The organism is Caballeronia sp. 11_S32 (genome assembly GCF_056930355.1).
Map to the genome: position 1 here is coordinate 1195835 of NZ_JBXOWH010000003.1, position 24587 is coordinate 1220421.

Here is a 24587-nt window from a genome sequence, read left to right on the forward strand (position 1 = left end):
GCATGACGCCAGAATTGCAAGCCAAGGTTGAACGCCTGGACGCGCTGCTCGATTCGATCGCGGCGCGCCATCAGAGCGTCAAGCTAGCCAGCAGCCTCGCCGCCGAAGACATGGTTTTGACGCACGCCATTCTTTCGCGCGGTGTGAAAATCGGCATCTTCTCGCTGAACACGGGCCGTCTGCATGCGGAAACACTCGGCATGCTCGACACCGTGAAGGCACGCTACGGCTACGACATCGAGCAGTTTCATCCGCAGCAGGACGCGGTCGATGCCTACGTGCGCGATCACGGCCTGAACGCGTTCTACGAAAGCATTGATTTGCGCAAGAGCTGCTGCCATATCCGCAAGGTCGAGCCGTTGAATCGCGCGCTGTCGGATGTGTCCGCGTGGGTCACCGGGCAGCGCCGCGAGCAGTCGGTGACGCGCGCCGAACTGCACGAGGAAGAGCACGACGAGCAGCGCAACATCGCGAAGTTCAATCCGCTCGCCGACTGGACCGAAACCGATGTGTGGGACTACCTGAAGGCCTTCGACGTGCCCGTGAACCCGCTGCATGCGCGCGGTTATCCGAGCATCGGCTGCGAGCCTTGTACGCGGGCGGTACGTCCCGGCGAGGACAGCCGGGCCGGACGCTGGTGGTGGGAGTCACGCGATTCGAAGGAATGCGGGCTGCACATCACGAACATCAAGATCGTCGAGGAAGCGCCCAGCTCCGCGATCTAACAGGCGCGCAAGACGCCGCATCAAAACCCTGTCACTGAACGCGGTCTTCGCAGAAAGACCGCCAAGAAAAGGATCGACGAACATGAGCACGACGCTCGACTCTACCGTCACCGCACCGATCGTCAACAAGGCGAGCCGGATGGATCACCTGGATTGGCTCGAAGCCGAGTCGATCCATATCATTCGCGAACTTGTCGCGGAGTGCAGCAAGCCCGCGCTGCTGTTCTCGGGCGGCAAGGATTCGGTCGTCGTGCTGGCCCTCGCGCTCAAGGCGTTCGGGCTCGGCGGCAACCGCAAGACGACGCTGCCGTTCCCGCTCGTGCACATCGACACGGGTCACAACTTCCAGGAAGTGATCGACTTCCGCGATCGTCGCGCGGCTGAAATCGGCGCGCAACTGGTCGTCGGCCACGTCGAGGATTCGATCAAGAAGGGCACCGTGCGTCTGCGTCGCGAAACGGATTCGCGCAACGCCGCGCAAGCGGTGACGCTGCTCGAAACCATCGAGGAATACGGCTACACGGCGATGATCGGCGGTGCGCGCCGCGATGAAGAGAAGGCGCGCGCGAAAGAGCGCATCTTCTCGTTCCGCGACGAATTCGGCCAGTGGGACCCGAAGGCGCAGCGTCCGGAACTGTGGAGCATCTATAACGCGCGCCTGCACAATGGCGAGCATCTGCGTGTGTTCCCGATCTCGAACTGGACCGAGCTCGACGTATGGCAGTACATCGCGCGCGAGAAGCTCGAACTGCCGAACATCTACTACGCGCATGACCGCGAGATCGTTCGCCGCAACGGCCTGCTCGTGCCGGTCACGCCGCTCACGCCCGTGCGCGAAGGCGAGACCGCCGAGATCGCGCAGGTGCGTTTCCGCACCGTCGGCGATATCAGCTGCACGTGCCCGGTCGCGAGCGATGCCGATGACGTCGAGAAGATCATCGCGGAAACGGCCGTGACGGAAATCACGGAGCGCGGCGCGACGCGCATGGACGATCAGGCGTCCGAAGCCGCGATGGAACAGCGCAAGAAGCAAGGTTATTTCTAAGCAACACGCCCCGAGGAACGAGAGAATCATGAGCATCTATCAAGCTGAAGACCTGGGCGTGTTGCGCTTCATCACGGCGGGTTCCGTCGACGACGGCAAGAGCACGCTGATCGGCCGCCTGCTGTACGACAGCAAGGCTGTGCTGTCGGATCAGTTGTCCGCGATTTCGCGGGCGAAGAACAAGCGCACGGTCGGCGATGAAATCGACCTGTCGCTCTTGACTGACGGCCTCGAAGCCGAGCGTGAGCAGGGCATCACCATCGACGTTGCGTATCGCTACTTCGCGACGGCGAAGCGCAAGTTCATCATCGCCGATACGCCGGGCCACGAGCAGTACACGCGCAACATGGTGACGGGCGCATCGACCGCGCATGCCGCGATCATTCTCGTCGACGCGACGCGCGTGACGTTCGAGAACGGTGAGGCGCAGCTCTTGCCGCAGACGAAGCGTCACAGCGCGATCGTCAAGCTGCTCGGCCTGCAGCACGTGATCGTCGCGATCAACAAGATGGATCTGGCCGAGTACAGCGAAGCGCGCTTCAACGAGATTCGCGATGCTTACGTTGCGCTCGCGCGTCAGCTCGGGCTGTCGAATGTGCGCTTCGTGCCCGTGTCGGCGCTGAAGGGCGACAACATCGTCACGGCGAGCGAGCGCATGCCGTGGTACGCGGGCGAGCCGCTGCTCGATCTGCTGGAATCGCTGCCCGTCGCGCAGCCGAACGATCAGGCGCTGCGCTTCCCGGTGCAATGGGTCGCGCGTCAGGACGGCTCGCAGGCCGACGATTTCCGCGGTTACATGGGCCGTGTCGAGGCGGGCGAAGTGCGCGTCGGCGATTCGATTCTCGTGCTGCCGGCCAATCGCGAAGCAACGGTCGCCGAGATCATCGCGCCGGTGCCGGGCGGCGTCGCGCCGGTGGATCGCGCGTTCGCGGGCCAGACGGTGACGATTCGCCTGACGGAAGACGTCGACGTGTCGCGCGGTGATACCTTCGTGCCGGCCGCGGCCAAGGTCGAGCCGGCGAAGAAGCTCGAAGCCGACCTCTGCTGGTTCGACGAAGAGCCGCTCTCGCCGCAGCGCAAATATCTGCTGAAGCACACGACGAGCACGGTGTTCGCGCGCGTCGGCGCGGTGAAGCAGGTGCTGGACGTGCACACGCTGTCGCATTCGGTCGACCGCAGCACGCTCGCGATGAACGATATCGGCCGCGTGGCGCTCACTTTGCAGAAGCCGATCGTCGCGGACGAGTACGATACGCATCAGGGCACCGGCGCGTTCGTGCTGATCGACGAGGCGACGCATCACACGGTCGCGGCCGGTATGATTCGTGCAATCTCCGCATGAGCCATCTGACCATCTGAGTTGATCGATGAAAGCTATGGGTAAGGTCTATCTGATCGGAGCGGGGCCGGGTGCGACGGATCTCATCACCGTGCGCGGCATGCGCTTGCTCGAACAGGCGGATGTCGTGCTGCACGACGCGCTCGTCGAACCGGCCATGCTCGCCTACGCGCCCAACGCGAAGAAGATCGCGGTCGGCAAGCGCTGCGGACAGCGTTCGACGGCCCAGCACTTCATCAACAAGCAGATCGTCGATGCGGCGCTGGAGCATGGCGTCGTGGTGCGTCTGAAGGGCGGCGATCCGATGCTCTTCGGCCGCGCCGACGAGGAAATGCGCGCGCTGGAAGCGGCGGGCATCGAGTTCGAAGTGGTGCCGGGCATCACGGCCGCGCTCGCGAGCGCGGCGGCGCTCAAGCGCTCGCTGACCTTGCGCGGCGTGTCGCGCAGCGTCGCGCTGGCGACGCACTCGCGCGCCGCCGACAGCGATGAGATCCGCGAGCAGGCGAAGGCGGATTCGCTCGTGTTCTATATGGGCCGCGACAGCGCGGTGGATATCGCGCAGCAGTTGATCGACGCGGGGCGTCCGGGCTCGACGCCCGTGGCGATTGTCGAGGCGTGCAGCACGCCGCGTGAACGCACGCTGACGTTGACGCTCGCGCGCATGGCGCTGGGTGAGGCGCAGGCGTGGCTGGATCCGTCGCAGCCGAGCTTGCTGATGATCGGCGAGGCGTTTCGCGAGCGGGCAACGGCCAAGCCGAAGGTGCATTTGAAGGGGATGCAGGCGGCGGCTTGAGGCGAGTTGCCAACGCATGAAAAAACGCACCGGCGACGGTGCGTTTTTTTCGTTTTGGCCTCGCCCCAGGTCACTCGCGCGCGCCGTTTCGCCGCAATTCGTCGATGACGGGATGAGTGAGTGGCTTCGAGTCGCGACGCGCAGCTAAGTCTCTGGTGAAAGCGCGTCGATCGAAATTGGCGGCACGAATACATATGCTTCCGTCGACCGTCATGCCTGCGGCGACCACGTTGCCTTCCTTCAGAGCATGGTGACGGGCGAACTTGCCCGGAATCCGCACCACCAGGTCTTGACCGAGTCGAAATAGCTTTAGGCTCATTTCTGATTCGGTGATCGTTCGTTCGTCTGCTGCAAACAATACTCCGCCACCGCATCGAGCACCGCATCGTCCTCGCCGACAGCCGTCGCACAGGAAATAGCCACTCCCGGATGCGCCGCCCGGCACTTCTCGACGATCTCCGGCAAATCCCTCCGCACATGCCCGCCCTGCCCGAAGAACACCGGCACGACAGTAATCGCCTCGCAACCTTCGGCGGCTTGCGAGGCGACGGCCGTTGGCAAATCCGGCGACATCAGCTCGAGAAACGCCAGCGACACCGGCTCACCGCGCGAAGTCCGCAGCTTCCCGGCAAGGCGCTCGAACGGCTCGGCCCAGCGCGGATCGCGCGCGCCGTGCCCGAACAGGATGATGCCGTGCTTCTTCATCGCGTCTCCCCGAAGAAACGTCAGTGCCGCTCCACCCATTTCAGCCCCACCAGCCCGATCGCCAGATAGGCGAGGGCGGGCGCCGCCGCCGTGATCGGCGCGGGCCACGTGTTCAGATTGCCGATGTGCGAAAAGAGCGTGTTGAACAACTGAAAGCTCATCCCGATCATGATGCCGCCGAACACCTTCACGCCGACCACGCCCGCGCGCGTGTGCAGATATGCGAACGGCAGCGAAAGAATCAGCATCACGAATACGGCGAACGGATACAGAATCTTGCGCCAGAACGCGATCTGATAACGCTGCGTGTCCTGATGATTCTCCGTCAGATGCTGGATATAGCGGAACAGATTGAACATCGACATGCGATCCGGCGACACCAGCAGCACCGACAGAATCTGCGGCGTCAGCTCGGAGCGCAACGAATACTCGGGCAGCGTGGTCTGCTTCGCCCGATACACCGGGTTCAGCGTATCGCCGGGATTCGCCGCTTGCGGCGGCGCGTCGCTCAGATGCGTGTCGGTCACGCCTGTGAGCTTCCAGTGTCCCGGCGGCTGATACACGCCGCTCTTCGCGATGCGCACGTTCGTCAGCCGGAACTTCGAATCGAACTCGTAGATGCGCACGTCGGCGATGGTCGTGTCCGGGTTCAATGTGCCCACGTTCACGAAGCGCGTGACCTGCTCGCCGTTCTCCTTCGCTGTCAACGTGTCCTTCACCCACACGCCGGACTGGAAGTTCGTCGAGACCGACGAGCCCAGCGCCTCCAGCCGCACGCGCTCGGACAGCTGATCCGAGTAAGGACCGACCACCTCGCCGATGATGTACGTGATGAGCACGATCGGAATGCCGATCTTCAGGAGCGAGCGCAGCGCCGCGCCCGTCGAGAGCCCCGACACGCGGAAGATCGTGAACTCGGAGGCCGCGGCCATCTGCGCGAACACATAGATGGCCGAGATGAGCGCGGCGACCGGAATGATCTCGTAGAAGCGCGAAGGCGTCTGCAGCGCGACGCGAAGCACCGCGAGCGTGAATTTGTAGTTGCCGTGCCCGACCGTGTTCAGCTCGTTGATCAGATCGAAGAAGAAGAACAGGCCCGAGAACGCGAACAGGATGAAGATGAACGCCAGATAGATCTGGCGCGCGAAGTATCGTTCGTAGATGCGCATCACGTCAGGCCCCCTTCGAACCCGTCAGCGACGAAAGCCTGAAGAGCGGCCGGTTACGCACGCGCAGCCAGAAGATGAAGGCGACGAGCGCCCCCACGATGACATGCAGCCCGACGATTCCCACGCCGAACGACAGCTTGCCCTGCTCGATCCACGACTGCACGACGTTCAGCAGGTTCGAGTAGGTGAGATAGATCAGCACGGCCATCACGAGATTGATCGTGCGGCTGCGGCGCGGGTTCTGATATGAAAGCGGAATGGCGAGCAGCATCAGATTGATGGCGATGATCGGAAGGCCCATGCGCCAGGCGAATTCCGCGAGGTTTTCCTTGGTCGGATCGGCGAGCAGATCGGGCGTGGAAATGCCCGTCGTGGTTGGCGTATTGACGACCTGGCGGCTCATTATCTTCACACCATAACGCTCGAACTCCATGATGCGGAAGTTCGGCTGGCCAGGCAGACCGTCGTAGCGGCGGCCGTTGTCGAGCACGATGAAGCGGTCGCCGTCTTCGCGCGTTTCCGTATGCCCCGTCTGCGAGACGATCACGTTGACCTTGCCGCCTTCCGTGCTCGTCACGAACACGTTCTGAACCTGGCTCTGATCCGGCGACATCTTCTCGATGAAGAACACGCGATGGCTCGAAGGCGATTCGCGGAATTGCCCCGGCGCGAGCAGCGACACTTCATCGCGCTGCTGAAAGCGCGCCTTGATGAGCTTGCTCTGCTGGTTCGACCACGGCCAGCCCACGAGCGCGAAGAAGATGATGAGAATGATGATCGGCGTGGAGAACACGGCGATCGGCTTGATGAGTTGCGTCTGACTCACGCCCGAGGCGAGCCATACGACCATTTCCGAGTCGCGATACCAGCGCGTGAGCACGAAGAGAATGGAGACGAACAGCGTCACGATCAGCATGACCGCGAGATAGCCGATGACGGTCAGCCCGATCAGCACGACGACGTCTTTCGGGTCGATTTGACCCTGCGCCGCGAAGCCGACGATACGGATCATCATCGTCGTGAGCATGATCGTGAGCAGCACCATGAACACGGCGCCGGCCGTGTACGCGAGTTCGCGCTGCAGGGAGCGTTCGAAGATCATTGAATTTTTGCTTGGAGCCGGCGGGGATGCGGAATCATGCACGCATCTTGTGGCTTACGGGAAGGGTATTCGCTCAATTCGCTTACCCTAGCGCCGCGCGCCTGTGACCGCCGCGGAAAAAATAGCGGATAATTGCGGCTTTCATCCTTCAGCCAAGATTTTATCCGAGGATAAGCGCGATGGACTTTAGCATAAAAGCCTGTGATTGGAGCAAAGGCGAGGCAAATGGTTTCCTTACCGGAAAGTCGGATGTCATCGTGCTCGGCATCTTCGAAGCGCAGTCGCTCACGGGCGCCGCGCGCGACATGGACGTCGCCACCAAGGGTCTCATCTCGCGCGTCGTGAAAGCCGGCGACATGAGCGGCCGCGCGGGCACGACGCTCATGGTGCCCGAAGTCACCGGCATCGGCGCATCGCGCGTGCTGCTCGTGGGCCTCGGCAAGCAGGACGCCTTCAATCAGAAAGCATATGGCGAAGCCGTGCGCGCTGCATGGCGCGTGGTGCTCGGCTCCAAGATCGGCCAGGCCACCTTCACGCTCGCGCAACTTCCCATCCAGGAACGCACCGGCGACTGGGCGGTGCGCGCCGCGATCCTCGCGCTGCGCGAGCTGACCTACAAGTTCACGCAGATGAAGAGCAAGCCCGACAACGGTACGCGCTCGTTGAAGAAGATCGTCTTCAGCGTCGACTCCGCCGACGAGAAAGCCGCGAAGGTCGCGGTGAAGCAGGGCGTGGCGATTTCGAACGGCATGGATCTCACGCGCGATCTCGGCAATTTGCCGCCGAACGTCTGCACGCCGACCTATCTCGGCCAGACCGCGAAGAAGCTCGGCCGCGACTTCAAGCTGAAGGTCGAGGTGCTCGGCCAGAAGCAGATCGAGGCGCTGAACATGGGCTCGTTCCTGTCGGTCGCGAAGGGCTCGGTCGAGCCGCCGCAGTTCATCGTCATGCATTACCAGGGCGCGGGCGCCGCGGCCAAGGGCAAGAACGCGCCTATCGTGCTGGTCGGCAAGGGCATCACGTTCGATTCGGGCGGCATCTCGATCAAGCCGGGCGAGGCGATGGACGAGATGAAATATGACATGTCCGGCGCGGGCTCCGTATTCGGCACGATGCGCGCGGTCGCGGAGATGGGCCTCAAGCTCAACGTGATCGGCGTGATCCCGGCCTGCGAGAACATGCCCGCGGGCAACGCGGTGAAGCCGGGCGACATCATCACGGCGATGAACGGCACGACTATCGAAGTGCTCAACACGGACGCCGAAGGCCGCCTCATCCTGTGCGACGCGCTGACTTACGCGGAGCGTTTCAAGCCCGCCGCCGTGGTCGATGTGGCGACGTTGACGGGCGCGTGCATCATCGCGCTCGGCCATCACAACACGGGCCTCTTCTCGAAGGACGACGCGCTCGCGGGCGAATTGCTCGACGCGTCGCGCGAGGCTGTCGATCCGGCGTGGCGCCTGCCGCTCGACGACGAGTACCAGGATCAGCTCAAGTCGAATTTCGCGGATGTCGCGAACATCGGCGGACGTCCGGCGGGCAGCGTGACGGCGGCGTGCTTCCTGTCGCGCTTCGCGGCGAACTATCCGTGGGCGCACCTCGACATCGCGGGCACCGCGTGGAAGAGCGGGCAGGCGAAGGGCGCGACGGGCCGCCCCGTGCCGATGCTGTCGCAGTTTCTGATTGATCGCGCCGGCGCTTGATGAAGGCATGACACGCATCGACTTTCATACGAACGTCGGCGATCCGCTCGCGTACGCCTGCCGCCTCGCCCGCAAGGCGTACCTGCTCGGCGAGCCCGTCGTCGTGCTCGCCGAGCCGAAGCGCCTCGCCGCATTCGACGAGCAGTTGTGGACGTTTCAGCCGCTCGAGTTCGTGCCGCATTGCATGGCCAAGAGCCCGCTCGCGGAGGACACGCCGGTGGTGCTGACTTCGAATCTCGATGAAGCGCCGCATCATCACGTGCTCGTGAATCTCGGCGCGCCTGTGCCGGGGCAGTTCGCGCGCTTCGAGCGGCTCATCGAGATCGTCGGCAGCGACGCCGATGAACTCGCCGCCGGCCGCGAGCGCTTCCGTTTTTATCGCGATCGCGGCTATGCGATCGCGCACAATCAGGGCGGCTGAGCGCACAGAGTGCGCTGGCTCGCTGCGCTATGCTCCGCTCAGATAGAGGAGACCTGCCAACATGACCGACAAGCCCGAATCCTTCGATCCATCCATCCCGGTCCTGACCGATGTCGTCGTGCCCGGCAAGCCGGAGTACGCGCGCGCGCCGTCCGCCGATGAAGCCGTGATCGAATACGATGCGGAGCTGATCGCCGAGCGGCTGCGCGGCCGCTTCACGGGCTTTCTGACCGGCGATGCGCGCGCGCTGATCGAAGAGCGTTGCCGCGAAGTGCTGCGCGAGCATTCGACACAGCTCGTCTCCGCGATCACGCGCGAAGTCGCGATGGCGCTCGAAGGCCGGATGAGCGAGTGGGTTCGCGAGGCGGTGGAGGAAGAACTGCGCCGCCAGCGCGGCGAATGAACGCGGCATGACGGAAACGCCCTGACGCCGCGCGCAGCAGGGCATTGCATGGCCTGACTGCGCGCGGGCCGCAATCGGCCGCCACGCCGCCTTTTATCGCTTCATGCATGGTCGCGTCTTTTTCGCGCCCGCGCATCGATCAGGTTCCGTGCGACGCATCGCATCATGCTGATCCTGTCCATTCGGACTCCCACGCATGTTTACCCATACTGCCATCGCTCCGTTCACGGCGTGACGTTCGCGAACGCGCCTGCATGCGAAGACACCGGTTTTCGCGAACGCGTACATCGCCGACGGCGTCGCAGGACGGGCCGGGGAATCGCATGGCAGTGAAACTCGGCGCGCAGGGGCAGATCGCGCCGCATTGGCGCGTCTGGTGCGATCTCGGGTATCGGCAAGGCGCGGACGATTCTCGCAGCTATCGGGGATTGCTGGGCGCGCGGTATATCTGGTGAGCCTCGCGGGCGCATGAAAAACGGGTGCGCCAGCCTGCGCGCACCCGTCGTTCGTTTCCGCGAGAAGACCGGCCGGTCAGCCCGTCACCGCGCCTTTGTTGGCCGGCTGCGCGAGCGCCGCGAACTTCGCCAGCACGCCGCGCGTGTACTTCGGCGCTGGCTTCTTCCAGGCGGCGCGGCGGCGCGCGAGTTCGGCATCGTCGACGTTGAGTTGCAGCAGCAGCTTGTGCGCGTCGATGGTGATCGAATCGCCTTCCTGCACGAGCGCGATGGTCCCGCCCGCATACGCTTCCGGCGCGACGTGGCCGACCACCATGCCCCACGTGCCGCCCGAGAAGCGCCCATCGGTGATGAACCCGACCGATTCGCCCAATCCCTTGCCGATGATCGCCGATGTCGGCGCGAGCATCTCCGGCATGCCCGGGCCGCCTTGCGGGCCGAGATAGCGCAGCACGAGAATATCGCCCGCCTTGATCTTGTCGGCGAGAATGGCTTCCATCGCGGTCTGCTCGTCGTCGAACACGCGTGCCGGGCCGGTGATGACCGGATTCTTGAGCCCCGTGATCTTCGCGACCGCGCCGTCTTCCGCGAGATTGCCGCGCAGGATCGCAAGGTGGCCTTCCTTGTAGAGCGCCTGCTCGATCGGGAAGATGACCTTCTGGTCCGCGCGCGGTTTGCCCGGCACATCCTTCAGCTCTTCCGCGATGGTGCGCCCGGTGATCGTCATGCAATCGCCGTGCAGCAGGCCCGCGTCGAGCAGGATCTTCAACACCTGCGGGATGCCGCCTGCCTTGTGCAGATCCGTCGCCACATATTGACCCGAGGGCTTCAGATCGCAGATGACCGGCACTTTCTTGCGCATGCGCTCGAAGTCGTCGATGCTCCATTCCACTTCCGCCGCGTGCGCGATCGCGAGATAGTGCAGCACGGCGTTGGTCGAGCCGCCCGTTGCCATGATGAGCGCGACCGCGTTCTCGATCGACTTCTTCGTGATGATGTCGCGCGGCTTCAGGTCCTTTTTCACCGCCTCGACGAGCACGCGCGCCGACTCCGCGGCGGAGTCGACCTTTTCCTGATCCGGATTGGCCATCGTCGACGAATACATCAGCGACATGCCGAGCGCCTCGAACGACGAGCTCATCGTGTTCGCGGTGTACATGCCGCCGCACGAACCCGTGGACGGGCACGCGTTCTTCTCGACGCCCTTGAAGTCCTCTTCCGACATGCGGCCCGCCGTGAATTCGCCGACCGCCTCGAACGACGACACGATCGTCAGATCCTTGCCCTTCCAGTTGCCGGGGCGGATGGTGCCGCCATACACGTAGATCGAAGGCACGTTCATGCGCGCCATGCCGATCATCCCGCCCGGCATGTTCTTGTCGCAGCCGCCGATCACGACGACGCCGTCCATCCACTGGCCCTGCACGGCGGTTTCGATGCAATCCGCGATCACTTCGCGCGATACGAGCGAGTACTTCATGCCTTCGGTGCCCATCGACATGCCGTCGGAGATCGTCGGTGTGCCGAAAATCTGCGGATTCGCGTCGGACTTTTTGATGGATTCGATGGCGGCGTCGGCTAGGCGCTGCAGGCCCGCGTTGCAGGGCGTGATGGTCGAGTGACCGTTCGCGACGCCGATCATCGGCTTGTCGAAGTCTTCCTCCTTGTAGCCGAGGGCGTAATACATCGAACGGTTGGGCGAGCGCGCGACGCCCTGAGTGATGTTCTTCGAGCGGCGATTGAAGGCCATGGTGTGCTCCTTGAGGGGATGTTTTTGCTCTAGTGCAGCAAGAATGCAGCGCGCACGATATGCCTGTCCAATATATTATTCAGGGCTTACTAGGTCGCAAAACATATCAATGGAGCAGAGAAATCCGCCCATCGAGCTGCGTCTCTTGCGCTACTTCGTGACGGTCGCCGAGGAGATGCACTTCGGCCGCGCCGCCGCGCGTCTCGCGATGACGCAGCCGCCGCTCTCGCAGGCGATCCGCGCGCTGGAAGACGCGCTCGGCGTCGCGCTTTTCGTGCGCACGAAACGGACCGTGGAGCTCACGCCCGTTGGCAAGGATCTGCTGCCGGAAGTGCGGCGCCTGCTCGCATCCGCCGATGCGCTGCGCCCGCTCGCGCAATCGCTCGCGCGCGGCGAGGCGGGCGTGCTGTCGCTCGCGTTCGTCTCCACGGCCGATTACGGGCTCTTGCCGGCGCTGTTGCGCGATTTCGGCGCGCGTTATCCCGGCGTGCGCCTGCAACTGACCGAGGCGACGAGCGACGTGCAGATCGAGGAGCTCGTCGCCGGTCGAATCGACGCCGGCCTCGTGATTCCGCCGCTGCCGCCGCGTTACGCGTCGTCGCTGTCGTACGTGGCCGTGGCGCGCGAGCCGCTCGTCATCGCGATGTCCGCCGATGCCGCGCAGGAACTGGGGCAGGGCGCGGAAGAATGGGCCGATACGCCCGTCGGGCTCCACGATCTCGCCGCGGCGCCGCTCGTCGTGTTCCCGAGACGGCTCGCGCCCGGTTTGTATGACATCATCATGGGCTGCTACGGCGCGGCGGGACTCACGCCCCGCATCGGCCAGGAGGCGATCCAGATGCAGACCATCGTGAGCCTCGTGTCCGCCGGCATGGGCGTCGCGCTCGTGCCGCAGTCGCTGCGTCATCTGCGGCGCACGGGCGTCGTGTATCGTCCTCTGCGGCCCTCGGGCGAGCCGGAAACGCTCGTCGAAACGGGCCTGGTGTGGCGCGCGGCGGAAGTGAGCCCGGTGCTCGCCGGGTTCATCGACATCGTCCGTTCGCGGACTGAAAGCACCGGTTCTGTATGATTCGCCCCTGTAGCTCGCTTAAAGATCTTCCACATCAGAATGCTCATACATCCCAATTTCGATCCCGTCGCGATTCATCTCGGACCGCTCGCCGTGCGCTGGTACGGCCTCATGTACCTGGTGGCGTTCGTGTCGGCCATCGTCATCGGCCGGCTGCGTCTGCGCCTGCCCTACGTGGCGGGCCAAGGCTGGACCGTGAAGGACATCGACGACATGCTGTTCTACGGCGTGCTCGGCACGATTCTCGGCGGGCGCATCGGCTACGTGGTCTTTTACAAGGCGAGCTATTACGCGGCGCATCCGCTCGATATCTTCAAGGTCTGGGAAGGCGGCATGTCGTTTCACGGCGGCTTTCTCGGCGTGACGCTCGCGATGGTGCTGTTCGCGTATCACCGCAAGCGCACGTGGCTGCAGGTGACGGATTTCGTCGCGCCCATGGTGCCGCTCGGCCTCGCGGCGGGGCGTCTCGGCAATTTCATCAACGGTGAGCTGTGGGGCCGCGTGACGGACCCGAACGCGCCGTGGGCGATGCTCTTCCAGAGCTCGACGAACGACGATGCGATCTGGCTCTCGAAGAATCCGCAACTCGATGCGCAATACCATCTCACGGAAATCTTCCAGCGCTATCACATGCTGCCGCGCCATCCGTCGCAGCTGTATGAAATCGCGCTCGAAGGGCTCGTGCTATTCATCGTGATCTGGACGTTCTCGCGCAAGCAGCGGCCCGTGGGCGCGATCTCCGCGCTGTTTCTGATCGGCTATGGACTCGCGCGCTTCACGGTGGAATTCGCTCGTGAGCCGGACGATTATCTCGGCCTGCTCGCGCTCGGCCTCTCGATGGGCCAATGGCTCTCACTGCCGATGATCATCGCGGGCGTGCTGATGATGGTGTGGGCGTACAAGCGCAATCTGCGTTTGCCGCCGGAATCCGCAAAGGCCTGATGAAGTGCAGGGCGGTCGCGTGCCGCCCTGCGATCGAAGCGTTTAACGCCCCATCTGCACCGAACCCGACACGTCGACGGTCACGGTCGTCGTGCCGGCTTCCATCGCGATAGGCGCGGCCACTTTCGCATCGGCGCTCAACGCGCGCGCCTGCATCATCATGACCGGGCGCGGCTGCGCGCCGCTGCGTCCGACGTTCACTTCCCGAATCGTGAAATTGCTGTAGCCGAACGCCTGCGCGGCGGTTTGCGCCTGCTTGCGATACGACTCGATGGCTTGCGAGACGAGCTTCTGCTCGGCCGCGCGCTGCGCTTCGGGCGACAGCGAGAACGCGACGCTGCCCACTTGCATCGACGAACTCATCTTGCCCGCGAGCTTCGACGCCGCCGCGAAATCATGCGATTCGAGCACGACTTCCGTGCGTCCGCGCCACGCGGAAATCTTGCCGTCACGGTCCGTGGACGGATAAACGGTGAACGAGCCGCTCTTCGCGGTCACGCCTTCGACGCCCTTCGCCTCGCGCAACGCGGCCTCGGCGCGCTGGTTGAGCGTGTTGGTGAGCGAAGAAGGATCAGCCGCTTCCTGCTCGTAGAAGAGCGTGATATTGACGACATCCTGCGGCACTTGCGCGCTCGCCTGCGCCGATAGCGAGAGCACGCCCGAAGGCTGCGGCTGCGTGATCACCGTTTGCGCGGTGGCAGCCTGAGAGAGGGTGAGCGCGGCGCCCGACATCGCGAGAAGCGCGAGTGCGGCGGCGGTTTTCTTGTTGATCATCGAAGGACTCCGAACGCCTCATGGCGTAATGCCGTCGCGTGATTCGCGACCGGATTTAGGCGTTGCCTTCGTGTCGTAAGTTCCGTGTTAGACGAGGTGCTCGGTAATAAATCGCCACTGTGCTTCAGTGACCGGCGTGATCGACAAACGATTGCCGCGCGCGAGCACCTGCATGTCCGCGAGTTCTTGATGCTCGCGCAACGTCGCGAGGGCAATGAGCGGCGTCTTCCTGACGAACTTCACGTCGACGAGCATCCAGCGCGGCGTCTCTTGCGTGGATTTCGGATCGTAGTAATCGCTCTTCGGATCGAACTGCGTGGGATCGGGATATGCCGTCGAGCACACGCTCGCGATACCCGCAATGCCCGGCTCCGGGCAGCTCGAATGATAGAAGAGCACGCCGTCGCCGACCTGCATCTGATCGCGCATGAAGTTGCGCGCCTGATAGTTGCGCACGCCCGTCCACGGCAAGGTTTTTTTCGGCGCGTGCGCGAGATGATCGATGCTCGCTTCGTCCGGTTCGGACTTCATCAGCCAGTAGCGCATGATTGTTCGCTATGCAGGATCGACGATGCTGAATCGACGATGCAAATGAAAACGGCACCGGAAGATCCGATGCCGTTTCTTGAATGAGGTCCCCGCCACGGCCGCTAGGCCGGCATCCTGAACCTGGGTTCAAGATTGGTCGCGGTAAGCAACACTTCGGGTACATCGGACTAGCGACGCGCGCGCCCATGTTGCAAGGTTCCGCAACCGTGCCAATGTAGCATTGGTTCAAGGAATATATGACCTTGGCGTACCAGGCAGGGAACCGTCACTTTACACCAATCGTTTGCCTTGTGCAGCTTCCCGGCAGTGTTCGGGCGGTTTCTTTTTTCGATTGACATCGGGCGTGCGATTGACATTCGCCCGGTGCCATTCGCGCATCACTTACTGCGCTTCATATTGCGCAATGACAGCGCTCAGTTGCTCGTTCATCGAGTGCATCGTGTGACGGATTTCCTCGGCGGGAAAGGCCTCGCCGTGACGCACGCTGTCCTGCAGCTTAAGCAATTCCGACGCCAGCGAGAGCGCCGCCATTACCGCGATGCGATCCGTGCCGCGCACGCTGCTTGCATTACGCACCTTGTTCATCTCGGCATCGACGCGCGCGACGGCTTCGCGCAACGCGCCTTCCGTTGCCGGCGAGCACGCGAGACGATAGGGCTGTCCGAGAATGGATACTTCGATCTGCGTGGTCGTCATGCCTTCTCTCCTTGATGATGCTCGCCGTGCAATTCCGCTTCATGTGCTTCCTGGGAATCGGCTTCGAGGAGATCGAGTTGATTGTCGGATTCGGCATGTTGCCCCGACTTCGCGCGCGGCAGCTTTTCGAGAATTGCGTTCAGGCGCACCTGCGCGTCGTCGATCTTCGCGGAGAGTGAGTCGCGTTCGGACTGCAGCGTATCGCGCTCTTCGCGCACTTGCGCGAGTTCGGCCTGCATGTTTGCATAGTCGGCGCGCAGCTGTTCGAGTTGTTCCTGCAGCGCCTGATGCGCCTGCTTGTGGCGCTCGCTGATCTGGATCAGCCGGCCGATGTTTCCTGACAGTGATTCGAGTTCGTTGAGCATGTGCTGCGTCCTCTAAAGACCTCGCATTTTAGCGCGGTTCAACGGAGCTTCCGATAATTGTCTCGTTTCGAGACGTAACAGCATGCGATCTCGCGCTTAAACCATCGATTAAGCGCATGTCGCCTTGCATTCGTGTGCAGAAAACGCGAGCGCTGGTCGTCGCTCGCGTAAGGAAAGGCCGGCCGATTCTCGTTCGATTCGTGATGCGCCGCGCCAATCCGCCGGTGCCGCTTTCTTGACGGCCCCCACCCGCGCTCCTACACTTGCCGCACTTTTTGGTGCTCGCATTCGCGGATCTCGCGGATGCAGTCAAACGGGAAACAGGGAGCGAAGTCTCGAAGTCCGACCGGGACGAGCCAACCTGTGCTGCCCCCGCAACGGTAAGCGACCGCAACGCAAGTTGCAAGTCGTCTCATGCGCGTTTTTGCGGCGCGAGCGTGTCGAATTTCATCGCACGTTCTCGACTGCAAGAAACGTGTCGACGCCACTGCGCACGATGCGCGGGAAGGCGAGACGATCCGTCGCCAGCCCGGATACCGGCCAAAGCTCGACGCATCGGCGCTCATCGCGCGATGCGTTCGTCGCGCATCGACCTCGCGGGGAGCGGGGCCGCGCTCATGCTCCACGGGAACGCCTCACACCATGTTTTTGCCTCTGGCCGCCATCGAGGACGGCCGCTTTCTTCGTCGCACGCTCGTTGCGGCCATCGCCGGTTTGCCGCTCGCAAGCACCGCGCATGCAGCGGACGATACATCGCAAACGCTTGCGCCCATCGTCGTCACCGCGACGCGCGCGCCGCAGCCGCTCGCGGACGCTCTCCCTCAGACATCGGTCTTCGACGAACAGGACATTGCCGATGCCAACGCCGACGATGCGCTCGGCCTCGTCGCGCTCGCGCCCGGCGTGCAGATCACGCGCAACGGCGGCCCGGGCGCGAACTCGGGACTTTTCATACGCGGCGCGGCGTCGTCGCAATCGCTCGTGCTGATCGATGGCGTGCGGGTCGAATCGGCGTCGCTCGGCGCGGCGCAGCTATCGCAAGTTATGCTCGATCAGATCGGGCGCGTCGAGGTCGTGAACGGCAATGTGTCGGCGCTGTATGGATCGAATGCGATCGGCGGCGTCGTGCAGATTTTCACGAAGGAAGGCGGGTCGCATCCGCCGCGCTTCAACTTCGAGGCGGAATACGGCAGCTATCACACGCAGCGGCAATCGGCGGGCGTGAACGGCGCGCTCGACAAGGACGGCCGTACGACCTTCAGCCTCAACGTCTCGCGCGAGAAAACCGACAGTTTCTCGTCGATCGATCCGAATATCGCGCCCAATGCGAACCCGAACGCAAACGGCTATCTGAACGAGAGCGTCGCGGCGACGCTGCGCCACAAGTTCAGCGACAAGTGGGACGCGGGCGTGCGCTTTTTGCAATCGAACGGCATCAACAGCTTCGACGATGCCTACGGCCTGCCGACCGATATCAACGAAACGCACGACCGCGTGCGCTCGGCTTCGGTGTTCGCAAACGGCAGGATCACCGACAACTGGACCACGCACTTCACGATCGCGCAGGGACAGGACCGCGCGAACATCGAGCACAACGGCGTCTATACGAGCCGCTTCGATTCGGAGAATCATCAATACACGTGGCAGAACGATGTCCGGATCACCGAGGCGCACAAGCTGCTCTTCGGCTATGAGCATCTCGACCAGACGCTCGATTCAGATCAGTTCAGCGCACCCGATCGTCACGTGAACTCGGTGTTCGCGGGCTACGTGGGCCGCATCGGCGCGAACGAGTTGCAGGCGAATCTGCGTCACGACCAGTATTCCGATTTCGGCGGCGCGAACAGCTACTATCTGGGCTACGCGTACAACTTCGACGCGCACTGGAAGGCGAGCGCGAGCTATGCGGCGGCGTTCCGCGCACCGAGCTTCGACGACCTCTACTATCCGTTCAGCGGCAATCCGTCGATTCAGCCGGAGCGCAGCCATTCCGTGGAAGCGGCGTTGCAGTACGCATCGAACGCGCTTGGCGTAATGCGCGTGACGCTCTTTCAGACGCGCTATTCGAATCTGATCGACTATGTGTCCGACGGCGGCTTCTACTATGTCGCGCAGAACGTCGGGCGCGCGAAGGTGCAGGGCATCGAGGGATCGTGGGCGGGGCATGTCGGCGCAACGGACGTGCGCGCGGGCGTGACGTTCCAGAATCCCGTCGACGAAACGAATAACGAGGAACTCACGCGGCGCGCGCGGCATTTCGCGACGTTGACGGCGCATCGCACCATCGGGCGCTGGCGTGTCGGCGGCGAATGGATCGTGAGCGGCCAGCGCAGCGATTACGATTCGACGCTCGCGGGCTATGGCATCGTGAATCTGTCGGCGCGCTATGACATCTCGAAGTCGTGGTACGTCACGGCGCGCATCGATAATCTGTTCGACAAGGACTATGAACTTGCGTACTCGTACAACACGCCACGGCGCGGCGCCTATGTCACGCTGGGCTGGCATCCGTCGTGAGCCGCGCCGTTGAACGTCCGCGCGCGATGAGCGCGAGCCGCGCCGCTGCGATCTGGATCGCGCTCGCGCTCGCCGCGTTCATCGTGCTCGTCGCCTCGCTCGCGATGGGCAGCGTCGCGGTGCCGGTATCGCGCGCGATCGGCGCGTTCTTTCGCGCGCATGCCGCGGCACCCGATCTGGCCGATGAAATCGTGCTCACGTTGCGTCTGCCGCGCGCGCTGGCGGGCTTCGCATCGGGCGCATTGCTCGCGATGGCGGGCGCGCTGCTGCAAGTGCTGTTGCGCAATCCGCTTGCCGAGCCCTACGTGCTCGGCGTGTCCGGCGGGGCCGCGACGTTCGCGCTCGCGGCGATGCTCGCATCGCTGCCGTGGTGGGGCGTCGATATCGCCGCTTGCGTGGGCGCCTTTGCATCTATCGTCATCGTGCTCGGACTCGCGCGCAAAGACCTTTGGCAAAGCGGACAGGATGCCTCGCCCCGGCTCTTGCTGACGGGCGTCGTGATCGCATCGGGATGGGGCGCGCTGATCACGCTGATCCTGAGCATCGCGCCCGAGAACCGCTTGCGCGGCATGATCTTCTGGCTCACGGGCGATCTCAACGGCGCGGCGGCGCCGTGGCCCGCGTTGATCGCGCTCGTGGTCGCGCTCGTCGTGATCGTTCCCGCCGCGCCGCAACTGAATGTGCTCCTGCGTGGCGATACCACGGCGCGTGCGCTCGGCGTGCCAGTCGAGCGCCTGCGTTTGCGCGTGTATCTCGTTGCATCGCTCGCGGCGGCAGCCGCGGTGACGACCGCCGGAACCATCGGCTTCGTCGGGCTCGTCGTGCCGCATCTGTTGCGGCTCGCCTTCGGCAACGATCAGCGCATGCTCGTGCCCGCCGCCGCGCTCGCGGGCGGCCTCGCCGTGATGGCAGCCGATCTCGCCGCGCGCACCGTGATCGCGCCCGCGCAATTGCCGGTAGGGGTCGTCACGGCGCTGACCGGCGTGCCGATGTTCCTGTGGATGCTGCTGCGGAGGCCGCGATGAGTCTGCATCTCGATGCCATCGTGCTTCGCGCGGGCGCGCGCACGCTCATCGACGGTCTCACGCAGACGATCGAATCGGGCGAAACGTGGTGCATCGCCGGGCCGAACGGCGCCGGCAAGACGACGCTCATCAACGTGCTCGCGGGGCTCGCGAAGCCGGCATCGGGCGGCGTGTCGCTCGATGGCCGCGCGCTCGCGTCATGGCGCGCGGCGGATCTCGCGCGCGCACGCGCATTGATGCCGCAAGCCACGCACGACGCCTTCAGCGCGACCGTGCTCGATACCGTGCTGCTCAACCGCTTTCCGTATCTCACCGGCTGGGGCTGGGAGAACGAAGACGATCGCGCGGCCGCTCGCGCCGCGCTCGATCTGCTCGGTCTCGCATCGTTTGCCGCGCGCGACGTGCTCACGCTGTCCGGCGGCGAACGCCAGCGCGTCGCGCTGGCCGCCGTGCTGTGCCAGAACGCGCCGCTCCTTTTGCTCGACGAACCGCTTTCGCATCTCGACCTGCATCATCAGATCGACTGCCTGCATGCATTGCGCAACGCCGCGCGCGAGCACAAGCGCAGCGTAATCTTCTCGTGCCACGATCTGAATCTCGCGCGCCGTTTCGCGACGCATGCGCTCCTGCTCGACGGCAAAGGCGGCGCCCACGCGGGCCTCGTTGCCGACGTATTGACGCCCGAACGCGCGAGCGCGGCATTCGGCTATCCGCTCGCGCTGATCCGCGACGGCGAGCACGAAGCGCTCGTGCCTTCCATTCATCGCTTTTGAAAGGAATTTCGATGTCCACGCTCAACGACATCCCGATGCCCCGCGCCCTCGACCGCGCCCTCGAAACCGAGCTGCGCCGCATCATCGACATGAAGACGAAGCCGCCCGGCAGCCTCGGGCGGCTCGAATCCATCGCGCTGCAGATGGGCCTGATTCAACGCACGACGAAGCCGCGCATCGAGCGTCCGGCGATGATCGTCTTCGCCGGCGATCACGGTATTGCGAAAGAGGGCGTGAGCGCGTTTCCGCAGGAAGTGACCGCGCAGATGGTCGCGAACTTTCTGGCGGGCGGCGCGGCGATCAATGCGCTGTCGCGCTCGGTCGGCATGACGCTCGAAGTCGTCGATGCGGGCGTCGCTACACCGATTCCCATCGATCATGGGTACGAGCGCCTGTCGCTCGGGCTCGGCACGCGCAACTTCGCGCAAGCGCCGGCGATGTCGCGCGACACCGCGCTCGAAGGCATTGCGCGCGGCGCGGCGCGCGTGCGGCACCACGCATCGCTCGGCACGAATGTGATCGGCTTCGGCGAGATGGGCATCGCGAATACATCGGCGGCGGCGTGTCTGATGAGCCGTTTGTGCGATCTGCCTGTCGACGAATGCGTCGGGCGCGGCACGGGTCTCGACGACCACGGTCTCGCGCACAAGCGCGATGTGCTCGGCCGCGCGCTCGCGCTGCATCGCGATGCGGGCGATGCCATCGACACGCTCGCGGCCTTCGGCGGCTTCGAGATCGCGATGATGACAGGCGCCTATCTCGCCGCCGCATGCGAAGGCATGACGATACTCGTCGATGGTTTCATCGCGACATCGGCGTTGCTGGTTGCATCGAAGATCGCGCCTGACGTGCTCGACTATTGCGTGTTCGCGCATGCATCGAACGAGACGGGGCATCGCCGCATGCTCGCGCATTTCGAAGCCGCGCCGCTTCTGCAACTCGACTTGCGGCTCGGCGAAGGCACGGGCGCGGCGCTCGCGCTGCCGATCCTGCGCGCGGCCGTCGCGTTCGTCGACGAGATGGCGAGCTTCGAATCGGCGGGTGTATCGAACAAAGCGGATTGAGATGAACCGGCCGCTCGACGAACTGCGCTACTTCTTCACCGCGCTCGGCTATTTCACGCGCGTGCCGGTGCCGCGCTGGGTCGGCTTCGAGCGTGAATATCTGAACGCGGCGGCGCGTTACTTTCCGCTCGTCGGCGCGATGGTCGGCGGCGTTGCGGCGCTCGTCTATCTCGCGGCGTTGCGCGTGTTTCCCTCGGGCGTCGCGGTGCTGCTTTCGATGGCCGCGACGCTCGTTCTGACCGGCGCATTTCACGAAGACGGCCTCGCCGATTGCGTCGATGCATTCGGCGGCGCATACACGCGTGAAGATGCGTTGCGCATCATGCACGACTCGCGCATCGGCGCGTTCGGCGCGATTGCGATCGTGATCGCGCTGGCGCTCAAGTGGCAGGCGCTTGCCGCGCTGCCGCCTCACCGTGTCGCGTGGATGATGATCGCCGCGCACGCCGCGAGCCGTGCGTTCGCGATCAGCTATCTGGTCACGCTCGACTACGTGCGCGCCGAAGGGAAGGCGAAGCCGGTTGCGCAGCGGATGAGTCTGGCGTCGTTCGCGCTGGCGCTCGGCTTTGGAGCGCCGTGGCTGTTCATGATCGACTGGAAACTCGCCTGCTTCACGATAGTCGCGTTGATCGTATTGCGCTTCGTCATCGGACGTTATTTCGTTCGACGCATCGGCGGCTATACCGGCGATTGCCTCGGCTTCGCGCAGCAGGTGTTCGAAATCGCGATCTACCTCATCGGGCTCGCATGGATCTCGTCCTGATCCGCCATCCGGAAGTTGCCGTCGATGCGGGCGTTTGCTACGGGCAAAGCGATGTGCCCTTGCAGCGCGATGCGCGCGAATCCGCCGATGTGTTGAAGGCGCGCATGACAGCGTTGAACGTGCCCGCGTGCGTCGATGGATGGCACACGAGTCCCTTGCGACGATGCGCATCGCTCGCGCAGGCGCTTTCCGACGATGCGCATATCGACGCGCGTCTCGCCGAAATGCACTTCGGTGCGTGGGAAGGCTGCAAGTGGGACACGATCGATCGCGCGCTCATCGACGCATGGGCTGCCGATATTCAGCACGCGCGTCCGCATGGCGGCGAGAGTTTCGCGCAGTTCGCTCTTCGCGTTATCGCGTGGTTCGAAGAAACCTGTGCCGATCAGAAAGCCGTGCATGTGATCGCGCATGCGGGCGTCGTGCGCGTGCTGGCATCGCATCTTCTGGGCATCTCGCGAGAGAACGCATTGCAATGGCCGCTCGATTTCGGCGCGATCGCGTGGTTCAGGCGCGTGCGCGGACAGTGGCTTCTCGTGCGCTGGAACGCCTGATTATCTGGCGCGCCGCTCGCGCGCCGCTTCGAGATCGCGGCAGAGTTCCGCCGCGCCCGTCGCGAGACGAGGCGTGGGCCGGTTGATGAGATCGCCATCGATACCGAAGAGATTGCCGCGCGCGACCGCCGTCAACGACGGCCAGCGCTTCCATCGATCGAGCGCGGGCAACGGGCGGTCGGGTTTCGTCGCGCCGGGCGTCGCGGTGACGATCGCTTCGGGATTCGCGGCGAGCACGGCTTCGGTCGATATCGTCGGCACGCGCGGCTTTTCCGCCGCGAACACGTTCGCGCCGCCGCATAGCCCGATCACTTCGTCGAAGACGTTGTCGCGATTGAGTGTCATCAGCGGATCGTCCCAGACCTGATAGAACACGCTGACGGACGGCCTTTGCGCATAACGCCCGCGCAGTTGCGCGATATCGCGCGTGAACGCATCCGAGGCCGCGCGCGCCTGCTCTTGCGTGCCGAGCAGCGCGCCGAGCTTGTCGATGCTCGCCGCGATATCGGCGAGATGCTTCGGCTCGCTGAAGTAGATCGGGACGCCGAGCGCCTGGAGCCGGTCCATCTGACGCGCCGCGTTCCCGTGCCGCCACACCACGATCAGATCCGGATGCAACGCGACGATGCGCTCCAGATCGAGCGCCTTGTTGTCGCCGACACGCGGGATCGCCTGCGCTTCCTTCGGATAGTCGCTATACGTCACAGCACCGACGATGCGCGCGCCGCCGCCCGCCGCGAACAGCAGTTCCGTGACGTGCGGCGCGAGACTGACGACGCGCTCGGCGGGCTTCGCGAGCGTGACGGATGCGCCGGTGTCGTCGGTGACGGTGATGGCGTGCGCCTGCGCAGCGGCCAAGCCGATCAGTAGCGCAATCGCACAGCGCAGCCTCACGCGCGGAGCTCCCGCAGCGCGAGCGACAGGCGCGCCCAATCGCCTTCCGCGCCCGGCAACCCGATGCGCAGGCTCGGCGTCATGCCGGGCAGATCGAAGAGGCGCGTCCAGATGCCGCGTAGCGCGAACGCGTGTTGCAGCTCGGGCGCTTTCGATGTCGGCGTCCATGCGAAGAGCGGCGTCGCGTGCACGTCGAAGCCTTGGCTCGCGATCAATGCGGCGAGGCGCGCGCCGTCGTGTTGCAGGCGCTCGCGGGTTTCGCGCTGCCAGGCGGCATCGGCGAAAGCGGTTTGCACCGCGTGACGCGCCGGGCCGCTCACGGTCCACGCGCCGAGCGTATCGCGCAATGCATCGAGACTCGACGGCGCCGCGAGCACGAAGCCCGCGCGGATGCCCGCGAGCCCGAAAAACTTGCCGACCGAGCGCAGCACGATGAGCCCGTCGCGCGCGGTCTCGCTCGCAACCGACGACGCCGCATCGACATCGGCGAACGCTTCATCGACGATCAATGTGCCGCCGCGCGCCGCGAGTTGCGCGTGCCAGCGCAAGAGCGTGTCGCGCGAAAGGCGCTCGGCGGTCGGGTTGTTCGGATTCGCGACGATGACGTGATCGAGCGTCTCGAGCACATCGCGCATGTTGACGTCGAGCGATGCGATCGTGTGGCCCGCGCGCATGAACGCGGGCGCATATTCGCCGTAAGTCAGCGGCGCGACGCCCGCCGTGCCGCGACGCAACAGCGCGGGCAGCGCGCGTATCGCCGCCTGCGAGCCCGCGACCGGCAACGCGAGCGGCGCGCCGTAATGACGCGCGGCGGCATCGGCGAAACCATCGTCGTCTTCGGGCAAGCGCCGCCATGCATCGGGCGGCACGGGCGGCACCGGATAGCCGCGCGGATTGATGCCCGTCGACAGATCGAGCCAGTCGTCGAAGGGAATCGCGTAGCGGCGCGCGGCTTCGCGCAGATTGCCGCCGTGTCGGATGGGATGCGCCAT

Annotated in this window: 27 protein-coding genes, 1 other RNA gene and 1 riboswitch; of the genes, 16 read left to right on the forward strand and 12 right to left on the reverse strand. The window is 64.4% G+C overall.

What is annotated here, in order from left to right; all coding sequences use genetic code 11:
* The first annotated feature begins 2 nt into the window (after nucleotides 1-2).
* The 4 genes from AC1Z32_RS17145 (at nucleotide 3) to cobA (ending at nucleotide 3902) form a co-directional block, all read left to right on the forward strand.
* On the forward strand, nucleotides 3-725 hold the full coding sequence (locus AC1Z32_RS17145; protein ID WP_483479755.1) for a phosphoadenylyl-sulfate reductase: 723 nt from the start codon (nucleotides 3-5) through the stop codon (nucleotides 723-725).
* An 82-nt stretch (nucleotides 726-807) separates the two neighbouring features.
* Nucleotides 808-1770 (forward strand): sulfate adenylyltransferase subunit CysD, encoded by a 963-nt coding sequence (gene cysD, locus AC1Z32_RS17150; protein WP_483479756.1) that lies wholly within the window; start codon nucleotides 808-810, stop codon nucleotides 1768-1770.
* 28 nt (nucleotides 1771-1798) lie between these two features.
* Nucleotides 1799-3112 carry a sulfate adenylyltransferase subunit 1 gene (locus AC1Z32_RS17155; RefSeq protein WP_483479757.1) on the forward strand — a complete coding sequence of 438 codons (1314 nt, stop codon included), beginning with the start codon at nucleotides 1799-1801 and terminating at the stop codon, nucleotides 3110-3112.
* Nucleotides 3113-3146: 34 nt separating this feature from the next.
* Nucleotides 3147-3902 carry a uroporphyrinogen-III C-methyltransferase gene (gene cobA, locus AC1Z32_RS17160; protein ID WP_483481662.1) on the forward strand — a complete coding sequence of 252 codons (756 nt, stop codon included), beginning with the start codon at nucleotides 3147-3149 and terminating at the stop codon, nucleotides 3900-3902.
* A gap of 70 nt (nucleotides 3903-3972) precedes the next feature.
* On the opposite strand, the gene AC1Z32_RS17165 is transcribed toward cobA, so the two are convergent.
* Genes AC1Z32_RS17165 through lptF form a run of 4 tightly spaced genes read right to left on the reverse strand, consistent with a single transcriptional unit; the run spans nucleotide 3973 to nucleotide 6878 of the window.
* Nucleotides 3973-4221 carry an AbrB/MazE/SpoVT family DNA-binding domain-containing protein gene (locus AC1Z32_RS17165; RefSeq protein ID WP_483479758.1) on the reverse strand — a complete coding sequence of 83 codons (249 nt, stop codon included), beginning with the start codon at nucleotides 4219-4221 and terminating at the stop codon, nucleotides 3973-3975.
* Nucleotides 4218-4607 carry a sirohydrochlorin chelatase gene (locus AC1Z32_RS17170; RefSeq protein WP_483479759.1) on the reverse strand — a complete coding sequence of 130 codons (390 nt, stop codon included), beginning with the start codon at nucleotides 4605-4607 and terminating at the stop codon, nucleotides 4218-4220. Before AC1Z32_RS17170 ends, AC1Z32_RS17165 begins: the two co-directional genes overlap by 4 nt.
* Before the next feature lie 20 nt (nucleotides 4608-4627).
* Nucleotides 4628-5776, reverse strand: coding sequence for an LPS export ABC transporter permease LptG (gene lptG, locus AC1Z32_RS17175; RefSeq protein ID WP_062610186.1), 1149 nt, complete (start codon nucleotides 5774-5776; stop codon nucleotides 4628-4630).
* 4 nt (nucleotides 5777-5780) lie between these two features.
* A complete protein-coding gene (lptF, locus tag AC1Z32_RS17180; RefSeq protein WP_483479760.1) occupies nucleotides 5781-6878 on the reverse strand; it encodes an LPS export ABC transporter permease LptF in 1098 nt (365 codons plus the stop codon).
* Between the two features lie 179 nt (nucleotides 6879-7057).
* On the opposite strand from lptF, the gene AC1Z32_RS17185 reads away from it, so the two are divergent.
* The 4 genes from AC1Z32_RS17185 (at nucleotide 7058) to AC1Z32_RS17200 (ending at nucleotide 9860) form a co-directional block, all read left to right on the forward strand.
* Nucleotides 7058-8581, forward strand: a complete 1524-nt coding sequence (locus AC1Z32_RS17185) for a leucyl aminopeptidase (protein ID WP_483479761.1) — start codon at nucleotides 7058-7060, stop codon at nucleotides 8579-8581.
* A 7-nt stretch (nucleotides 8582-8588) separates the two neighbouring features.
* Nucleotides 8589-9002: a DNA polymerase III subunit chi gene (locus tag AC1Z32_RS17190; protein WP_483479762.1), complete on the forward strand. Its 414-nt coding sequence runs from the start codon at nucleotides 8589-8591 to the stop codon at nucleotides 9000-9002.
* A gap of 61 nt (nucleotides 9003-9063) precedes the next feature.
* Nucleotides 9064-9405 (forward strand): DUF2486 family protein, encoded by a 342-nt coding sequence (locus tag AC1Z32_RS17195; protein WP_483479763.1) that lies wholly within the window; start codon nucleotides 9064-9066, stop codon nucleotides 9403-9405.
* Between the two features lie 254 nt (nucleotides 9406-9659).
* Nucleotides 9660-9860, forward strand: a complete 201-nt coding sequence (locus AC1Z32_RS17200) for an autotransporter outer membrane beta-barrel domain-containing protein (protein WP_483479764.1) — start codon at nucleotides 9660-9662, stop codon at nucleotides 9858-9860.
* A gap of 76 nt (nucleotides 9861-9936) precedes the next feature.
* On the opposite strand, the gene ilvD is transcribed toward AC1Z32_RS17200, so the two are convergent.
* On the reverse strand, nucleotides 9937-11610 hold the full coding sequence (gene ilvD / locus AC1Z32_RS17205) for a dihydroxy-acid dehydratase (RefSeq protein ID WP_483479765.1): 1674 nt from the start codon (nucleotides 11608-11610) through the stop codon (nucleotides 9937-9939).
* 109 nt (nucleotides 11611-11719) lie between these two features.
* On the opposite strand from ilvD, the gene AC1Z32_RS17210 reads away from it, so the two are divergent.
* Both AC1Z32_RS17210 and lgt read left to right on the forward strand, forming a co-directional pair.
* Nucleotides 11720-12679, forward strand: a complete 960-nt coding sequence (locus tag AC1Z32_RS17210; RefSeq protein WP_483479766.1) for a LysR substrate-binding domain-containing protein — start codon at nucleotides 11720-11722, stop codon at nucleotides 12677-12679.
* A gap of 39 nt (nucleotides 12680-12718) precedes the next feature.
* A complete protein-coding gene (lgt, locus tag AC1Z32_RS17215) occupies nucleotides 12719-13621 on the forward strand; it encodes a prolipoprotein diacylglyceryl transferase (RefSeq protein WP_483479767.1) in 903 nt (300 codons plus the stop codon).
* A gap of 42 nt (nucleotides 13622-13663) precedes the next feature.
* Here lgt and AC1Z32_RS17220 read toward each other — a convergent pair whose 3' ends face one another.
* The 5 genes from AC1Z32_RS17220 to AC1Z32_RS17240 form a co-directional block, all read right to left on the reverse strand.
* The gene (locus tag AC1Z32_RS17220; protein ID WP_483479768.1) at nucleotides 13664-14395 is read right to left on the reverse strand and encodes an SIMPL domain-containing protein; all 732 of its coding nucleotides are present in this window, start codon (nucleotides 14393-14395) and stop codon (nucleotides 13664-13666) included.
* Nucleotides 14396-14482: 87 nt separating this feature from the next.
* Nucleotides 14483-14941, reverse strand: coding sequence for an EVE domain-containing protein (locus AC1Z32_RS17225; RefSeq protein ID WP_483479769.1), 459 nt, complete (start codon nucleotides 14939-14941; stop codon nucleotides 14483-14485).
* Between the two features lie 85 nt (nucleotides 14942-15026).
* A non-coding RNA gene (gene ssrS, locus AC1Z32_RS17230) (6S RNA) lies at nucleotides 15027-15208 on the reverse strand.
* A 117-nt stretch (nucleotides 15209-15325) separates the two neighbouring features.
* Nucleotides 15326-15640, reverse strand: a complete 315-nt coding sequence (locus AC1Z32_RS17235; protein ID WP_483479770.1) for a cell division protein ZapA — start codon at nucleotides 15638-15640, stop codon at nucleotides 15326-15328.
* Nucleotides 15637-16005, reverse strand: a complete 369-nt coding sequence (locus tag AC1Z32_RS17240; protein ID WP_483479771.1) for an ATPase — start codon at nucleotides 16003-16005, stop codon at nucleotides 15637-15639. The genes AC1Z32_RS17235 and AC1Z32_RS17240 overlap by 4 nt, the downstream gene beginning before the upstream one ends.
* Nucleotides 16006-16264: 259 nt before the next feature.
* A riboswitch (cobalamin riboswitch) is annotated at nucleotides 16265-16564 on the forward strand.
* An 83-nt stretch (nucleotides 16565-16647) separates the two neighbouring features.
* Here AC1Z32_RS17240 and AC1Z32_RS17245 point away from each other — a divergent pair.
* Genes AC1Z32_RS17245 through cobC form a run of 6 tightly spaced genes read left to right on the forward strand, consistent with a single transcriptional unit; the run spans nucleotide 16648 to nucleotide 22701 of the window.
* Nucleotides 16648-18522 (forward strand): TonB-dependent receptor domain-containing protein, encoded by a 1875-nt coding sequence (locus AC1Z32_RS17245; protein ID WP_483479772.1) that lies wholly within the window; start codon nucleotides 16648-16650, stop codon nucleotides 18520-18522.
* Nucleotides 18523-18548: 26 nt separating this feature from the next.
* Nucleotides 18549-19547: a FecCD family ABC transporter permease gene (locus tag AC1Z32_RS17250; protein ID WP_483481663.1), complete on the forward strand. Its 999-nt coding sequence runs from the start codon at nucleotides 18549-18551 to the stop codon at nucleotides 19545-19547.
* Nucleotides 19544-20320 carry an ABC transporter ATP-binding protein gene (locus tag AC1Z32_RS17255; protein WP_483479773.1) on the forward strand — a complete coding sequence of 259 codons (777 nt, stop codon included), beginning with the start codon at nucleotides 19544-19546 and terminating at the stop codon, nucleotides 20318-20320. The genes AC1Z32_RS17250 and AC1Z32_RS17255 overlap by 4 nt, the downstream gene beginning before the upstream one ends.
* A gap of 11 nt (nucleotides 20321-20331) precedes the next feature.
* The gene (gene cobT, locus AC1Z32_RS17260; RefSeq protein ID WP_483479774.1) at nucleotides 20332-21384 is read left to right on the forward strand and encodes a nicotinate-nucleotide--dimethylbenzimidazole phosphoribosyltransferase; all 1053 of its coding nucleotides are present in this window, start codon (nucleotides 20332-20334) and stop codon (nucleotides 21382-21384) included.
* Nucleotide 21385: 1 nt separating this feature from the next.
* Nucleotides 21386-22147, forward strand: a complete 762-nt coding sequence (locus AC1Z32_RS17265; RefSeq protein ID WP_483479775.1) for an adenosylcobinamide-GDP ribazoletransferase — start codon at nucleotides 21386-21388, stop codon at nucleotides 22145-22147.
* Nucleotides 22132-22701 (forward strand): alpha-ribazole phosphatase, encoded by a 570-nt coding sequence (gene cobC, locus AC1Z32_RS17270; RefSeq protein ID WP_483479776.1) that lies wholly within the window; start codon nucleotides 22132-22134, stop codon nucleotides 22699-22701. The genes AC1Z32_RS17265 and cobC overlap by 16 nt, the downstream gene beginning before the upstream one ends.
* Here cobC and AC1Z32_RS17275 read toward each other — a convergent pair whose 3' ends face one another.
* On the reverse strand, nucleotides 22702-23595 hold the full coding sequence (locus AC1Z32_RS17275; RefSeq protein ID WP_483479777.1) for a cobalamin-binding protein: 894 nt from the start codon (nucleotides 23593-23595) through the stop codon (nucleotides 22702-22704). It abuts the gene before it with no gap.
* Entirely contained in the window at nucleotides 23592-24587 is a 996-nt protein-coding gene (gene cobD / locus AC1Z32_RS17280; RefSeq protein ID WP_483479778.1) for a threonine-phosphate decarboxylase CobD, read from the reverse strand. The genes AC1Z32_RS17275 and cobD overlap by 4 nt, the downstream gene beginning before the upstream one ends.

What these genes read in the sequence shown, in the direction of transcription:
- AC1Z32_RS17145 (WP_483479755.1), top strand. Translation starts at nt 3, where the DNA reads ATGACGCCAGAATTGCAAGCCAAGGTTGAACGCCTGGACGCGCTGCTC.
- cysD (WP_483479756.1), top strand. Translation starts at nt 808, where the DNA reads ATGAGCACGACGCTCGACTCTACCGTCACCGCACCGATCGTCAACAAG.
- AC1Z32_RS17155 (WP_483479757.1), top strand. Translation starts at nt 1,799, where the DNA reads ATGAGCATCTATCAAGCTGAAGACCTGGGCGTGTTGCGCTTCATCACG.
- cobA (WP_483481662.1), top strand. Translation starts at nt 3,147, where the DNA reads ATGGGTAAGGTCTATCTGATCGGAGCGGGGCCGGGTGCGACGGATCTC.
- AC1Z32_RS17165 (WP_483479758.1), bottom strand. Translation starts at nt 4,221, where the DNA reads ATGAGCCTAAAGCTATTTCGACTCGGTCAAGACCTGGTGGTGCGGATT.
- AC1Z32_RS17170 (WP_483479759.1), bottom strand. Translation starts at nt 4,607, where the DNA reads ATGAAGAAGCACGGCATCATCCTGTTCGGGCACGGCGCGCGCGATCCG.
- lptG (WP_062610186.1), bottom strand. Translation starts at nt 5,776, where the DNA reads ATGCGCATCTACGAACGATACTTCGCGCGCCAGATCTATCTGGCGTTC.
- lptF (WP_483479760.1), bottom strand. Translation starts at nt 6,878, where the DNA reads ATGATCTTCGAACGCTCCCTGCAGCGCGAACTCGCGTACACGGCCGGC.
- AC1Z32_RS17185 (WP_483479761.1), top strand. Translation starts at nt 7,058, where the DNA reads ATGGACTTTAGCATAAAAGCCTGTGATTGGAGCAAAGGCGAGGCAAAT.
- AC1Z32_RS17190 (WP_483479762.1), top strand. Translation starts at nt 8,589, where the DNA reads ATGACACGCATCGACTTTCATACGAACGTCGGCGATCCGCTCGCGTAC.
- AC1Z32_RS17195 (WP_483479763.1), top strand. Translation starts at nt 9,064, where the DNA reads ATGACCGACAAGCCCGAATCCTTCGATCCATCCATCCCGGTCCTGACC.
- AC1Z32_RS17200 (WP_483479764.1), top strand. Translation starts at nt 9,660, where the DNA reads ATGCGAAGACACCGGTTTTCGCGAACGCGTACATCGCCGACGGCGTCG.
- ilvD (WP_483479765.1), bottom strand. Translation starts at nt 11,610, where the DNA reads ATGGCCTTCAATCGCCGCTCGAAGAACATCACTCAGGGCGTCGCGCGC.
- AC1Z32_RS17210 (WP_483479766.1), top strand. Translation starts at nt 11,720, where the DNA reads ATGGAGCAGAGAAATCCGCCCATCGAGCTGCGTCTCTTGCGCTACTTC.
- lgt (WP_483479767.1), top strand. Translation starts at nt 12,719, where the DNA reads ATGCTCATACATCCCAATTTCGATCCCGTCGCGATTCATCTCGGACCG.
- AC1Z32_RS17220 (WP_483479768.1), bottom strand. Translation starts at nt 14,395, where the DNA reads ATGATCAACAAGAAAACCGCCGCCGCACTCGCGCTTCTCGCGATGTCG.
- AC1Z32_RS17225 (WP_483479769.1), bottom strand. Translation starts at nt 14,941, where the DNA reads ATGCGCTACTGGCTGATGAAGTCCGAACCGGACGAAGCGAGCATCGAT.
- AC1Z32_RS17235 (WP_483479770.1), bottom strand. Translation starts at nt 15,640, where the DNA reads ATGACGACCACGCAGATCGAAGTATCCATTCTCGGACAGCCCTATCGT.
- AC1Z32_RS17240 (WP_483479771.1), bottom strand. Translation starts at nt 16,005, where the DNA reads ATGCTCAACGAACTCGAATCACTGTCAGGAAACATCGGCCGGCTGATC.
- AC1Z32_RS17245 (WP_483479772.1), top strand. Translation starts at nt 16,648, where the DNA reads ATGTTTTTGCCTCTGGCCGCCATCGAGGACGGCCGCTTTCTTCGTCGC.
- AC1Z32_RS17250 (WP_483481663.1), top strand. Translation starts at nt 18,549, where the DNA reads ATGAGCGCGAGCCGCGCCGCTGCGATCTGGATCGCGCTCGCGCTCGCC.
- AC1Z32_RS17255 (WP_483479773.1), top strand. Translation starts at nt 19,544, where the DNA reads ATGAGTCTGCATCTCGATGCCATCGTGCTTCGCGCGGGCGCGCGCACG.
- cobT (WP_483479774.1), top strand. Translation starts at nt 20,332, where the DNA reads ATGTCCACGCTCAACGACATCCCGATGCCCCGCGCCCTCGACCGCGCC.
- AC1Z32_RS17265 (WP_483479775.1), top strand. Translation starts at nt 21,386, where the DNA reads ATGAACCGGCCGCTCGACGAACTGCGCTACTTCTTCACCGCGCTCGGC.
- cobC (WP_483479776.1), top strand. Translation starts at nt 22,132, where the DNA reads ATGGATCTCGTCCTGATCCGCCATCCGGAAGTTGCCGTCGATGCGGGC.
- cobD (WP_483479778.1), bottom strand. Translation starts at nt 24,587, where the DNA reads ATGGCGCATCCCATCCGACACGGCGGCAATCTGCGCGAAGCCGCGCGC.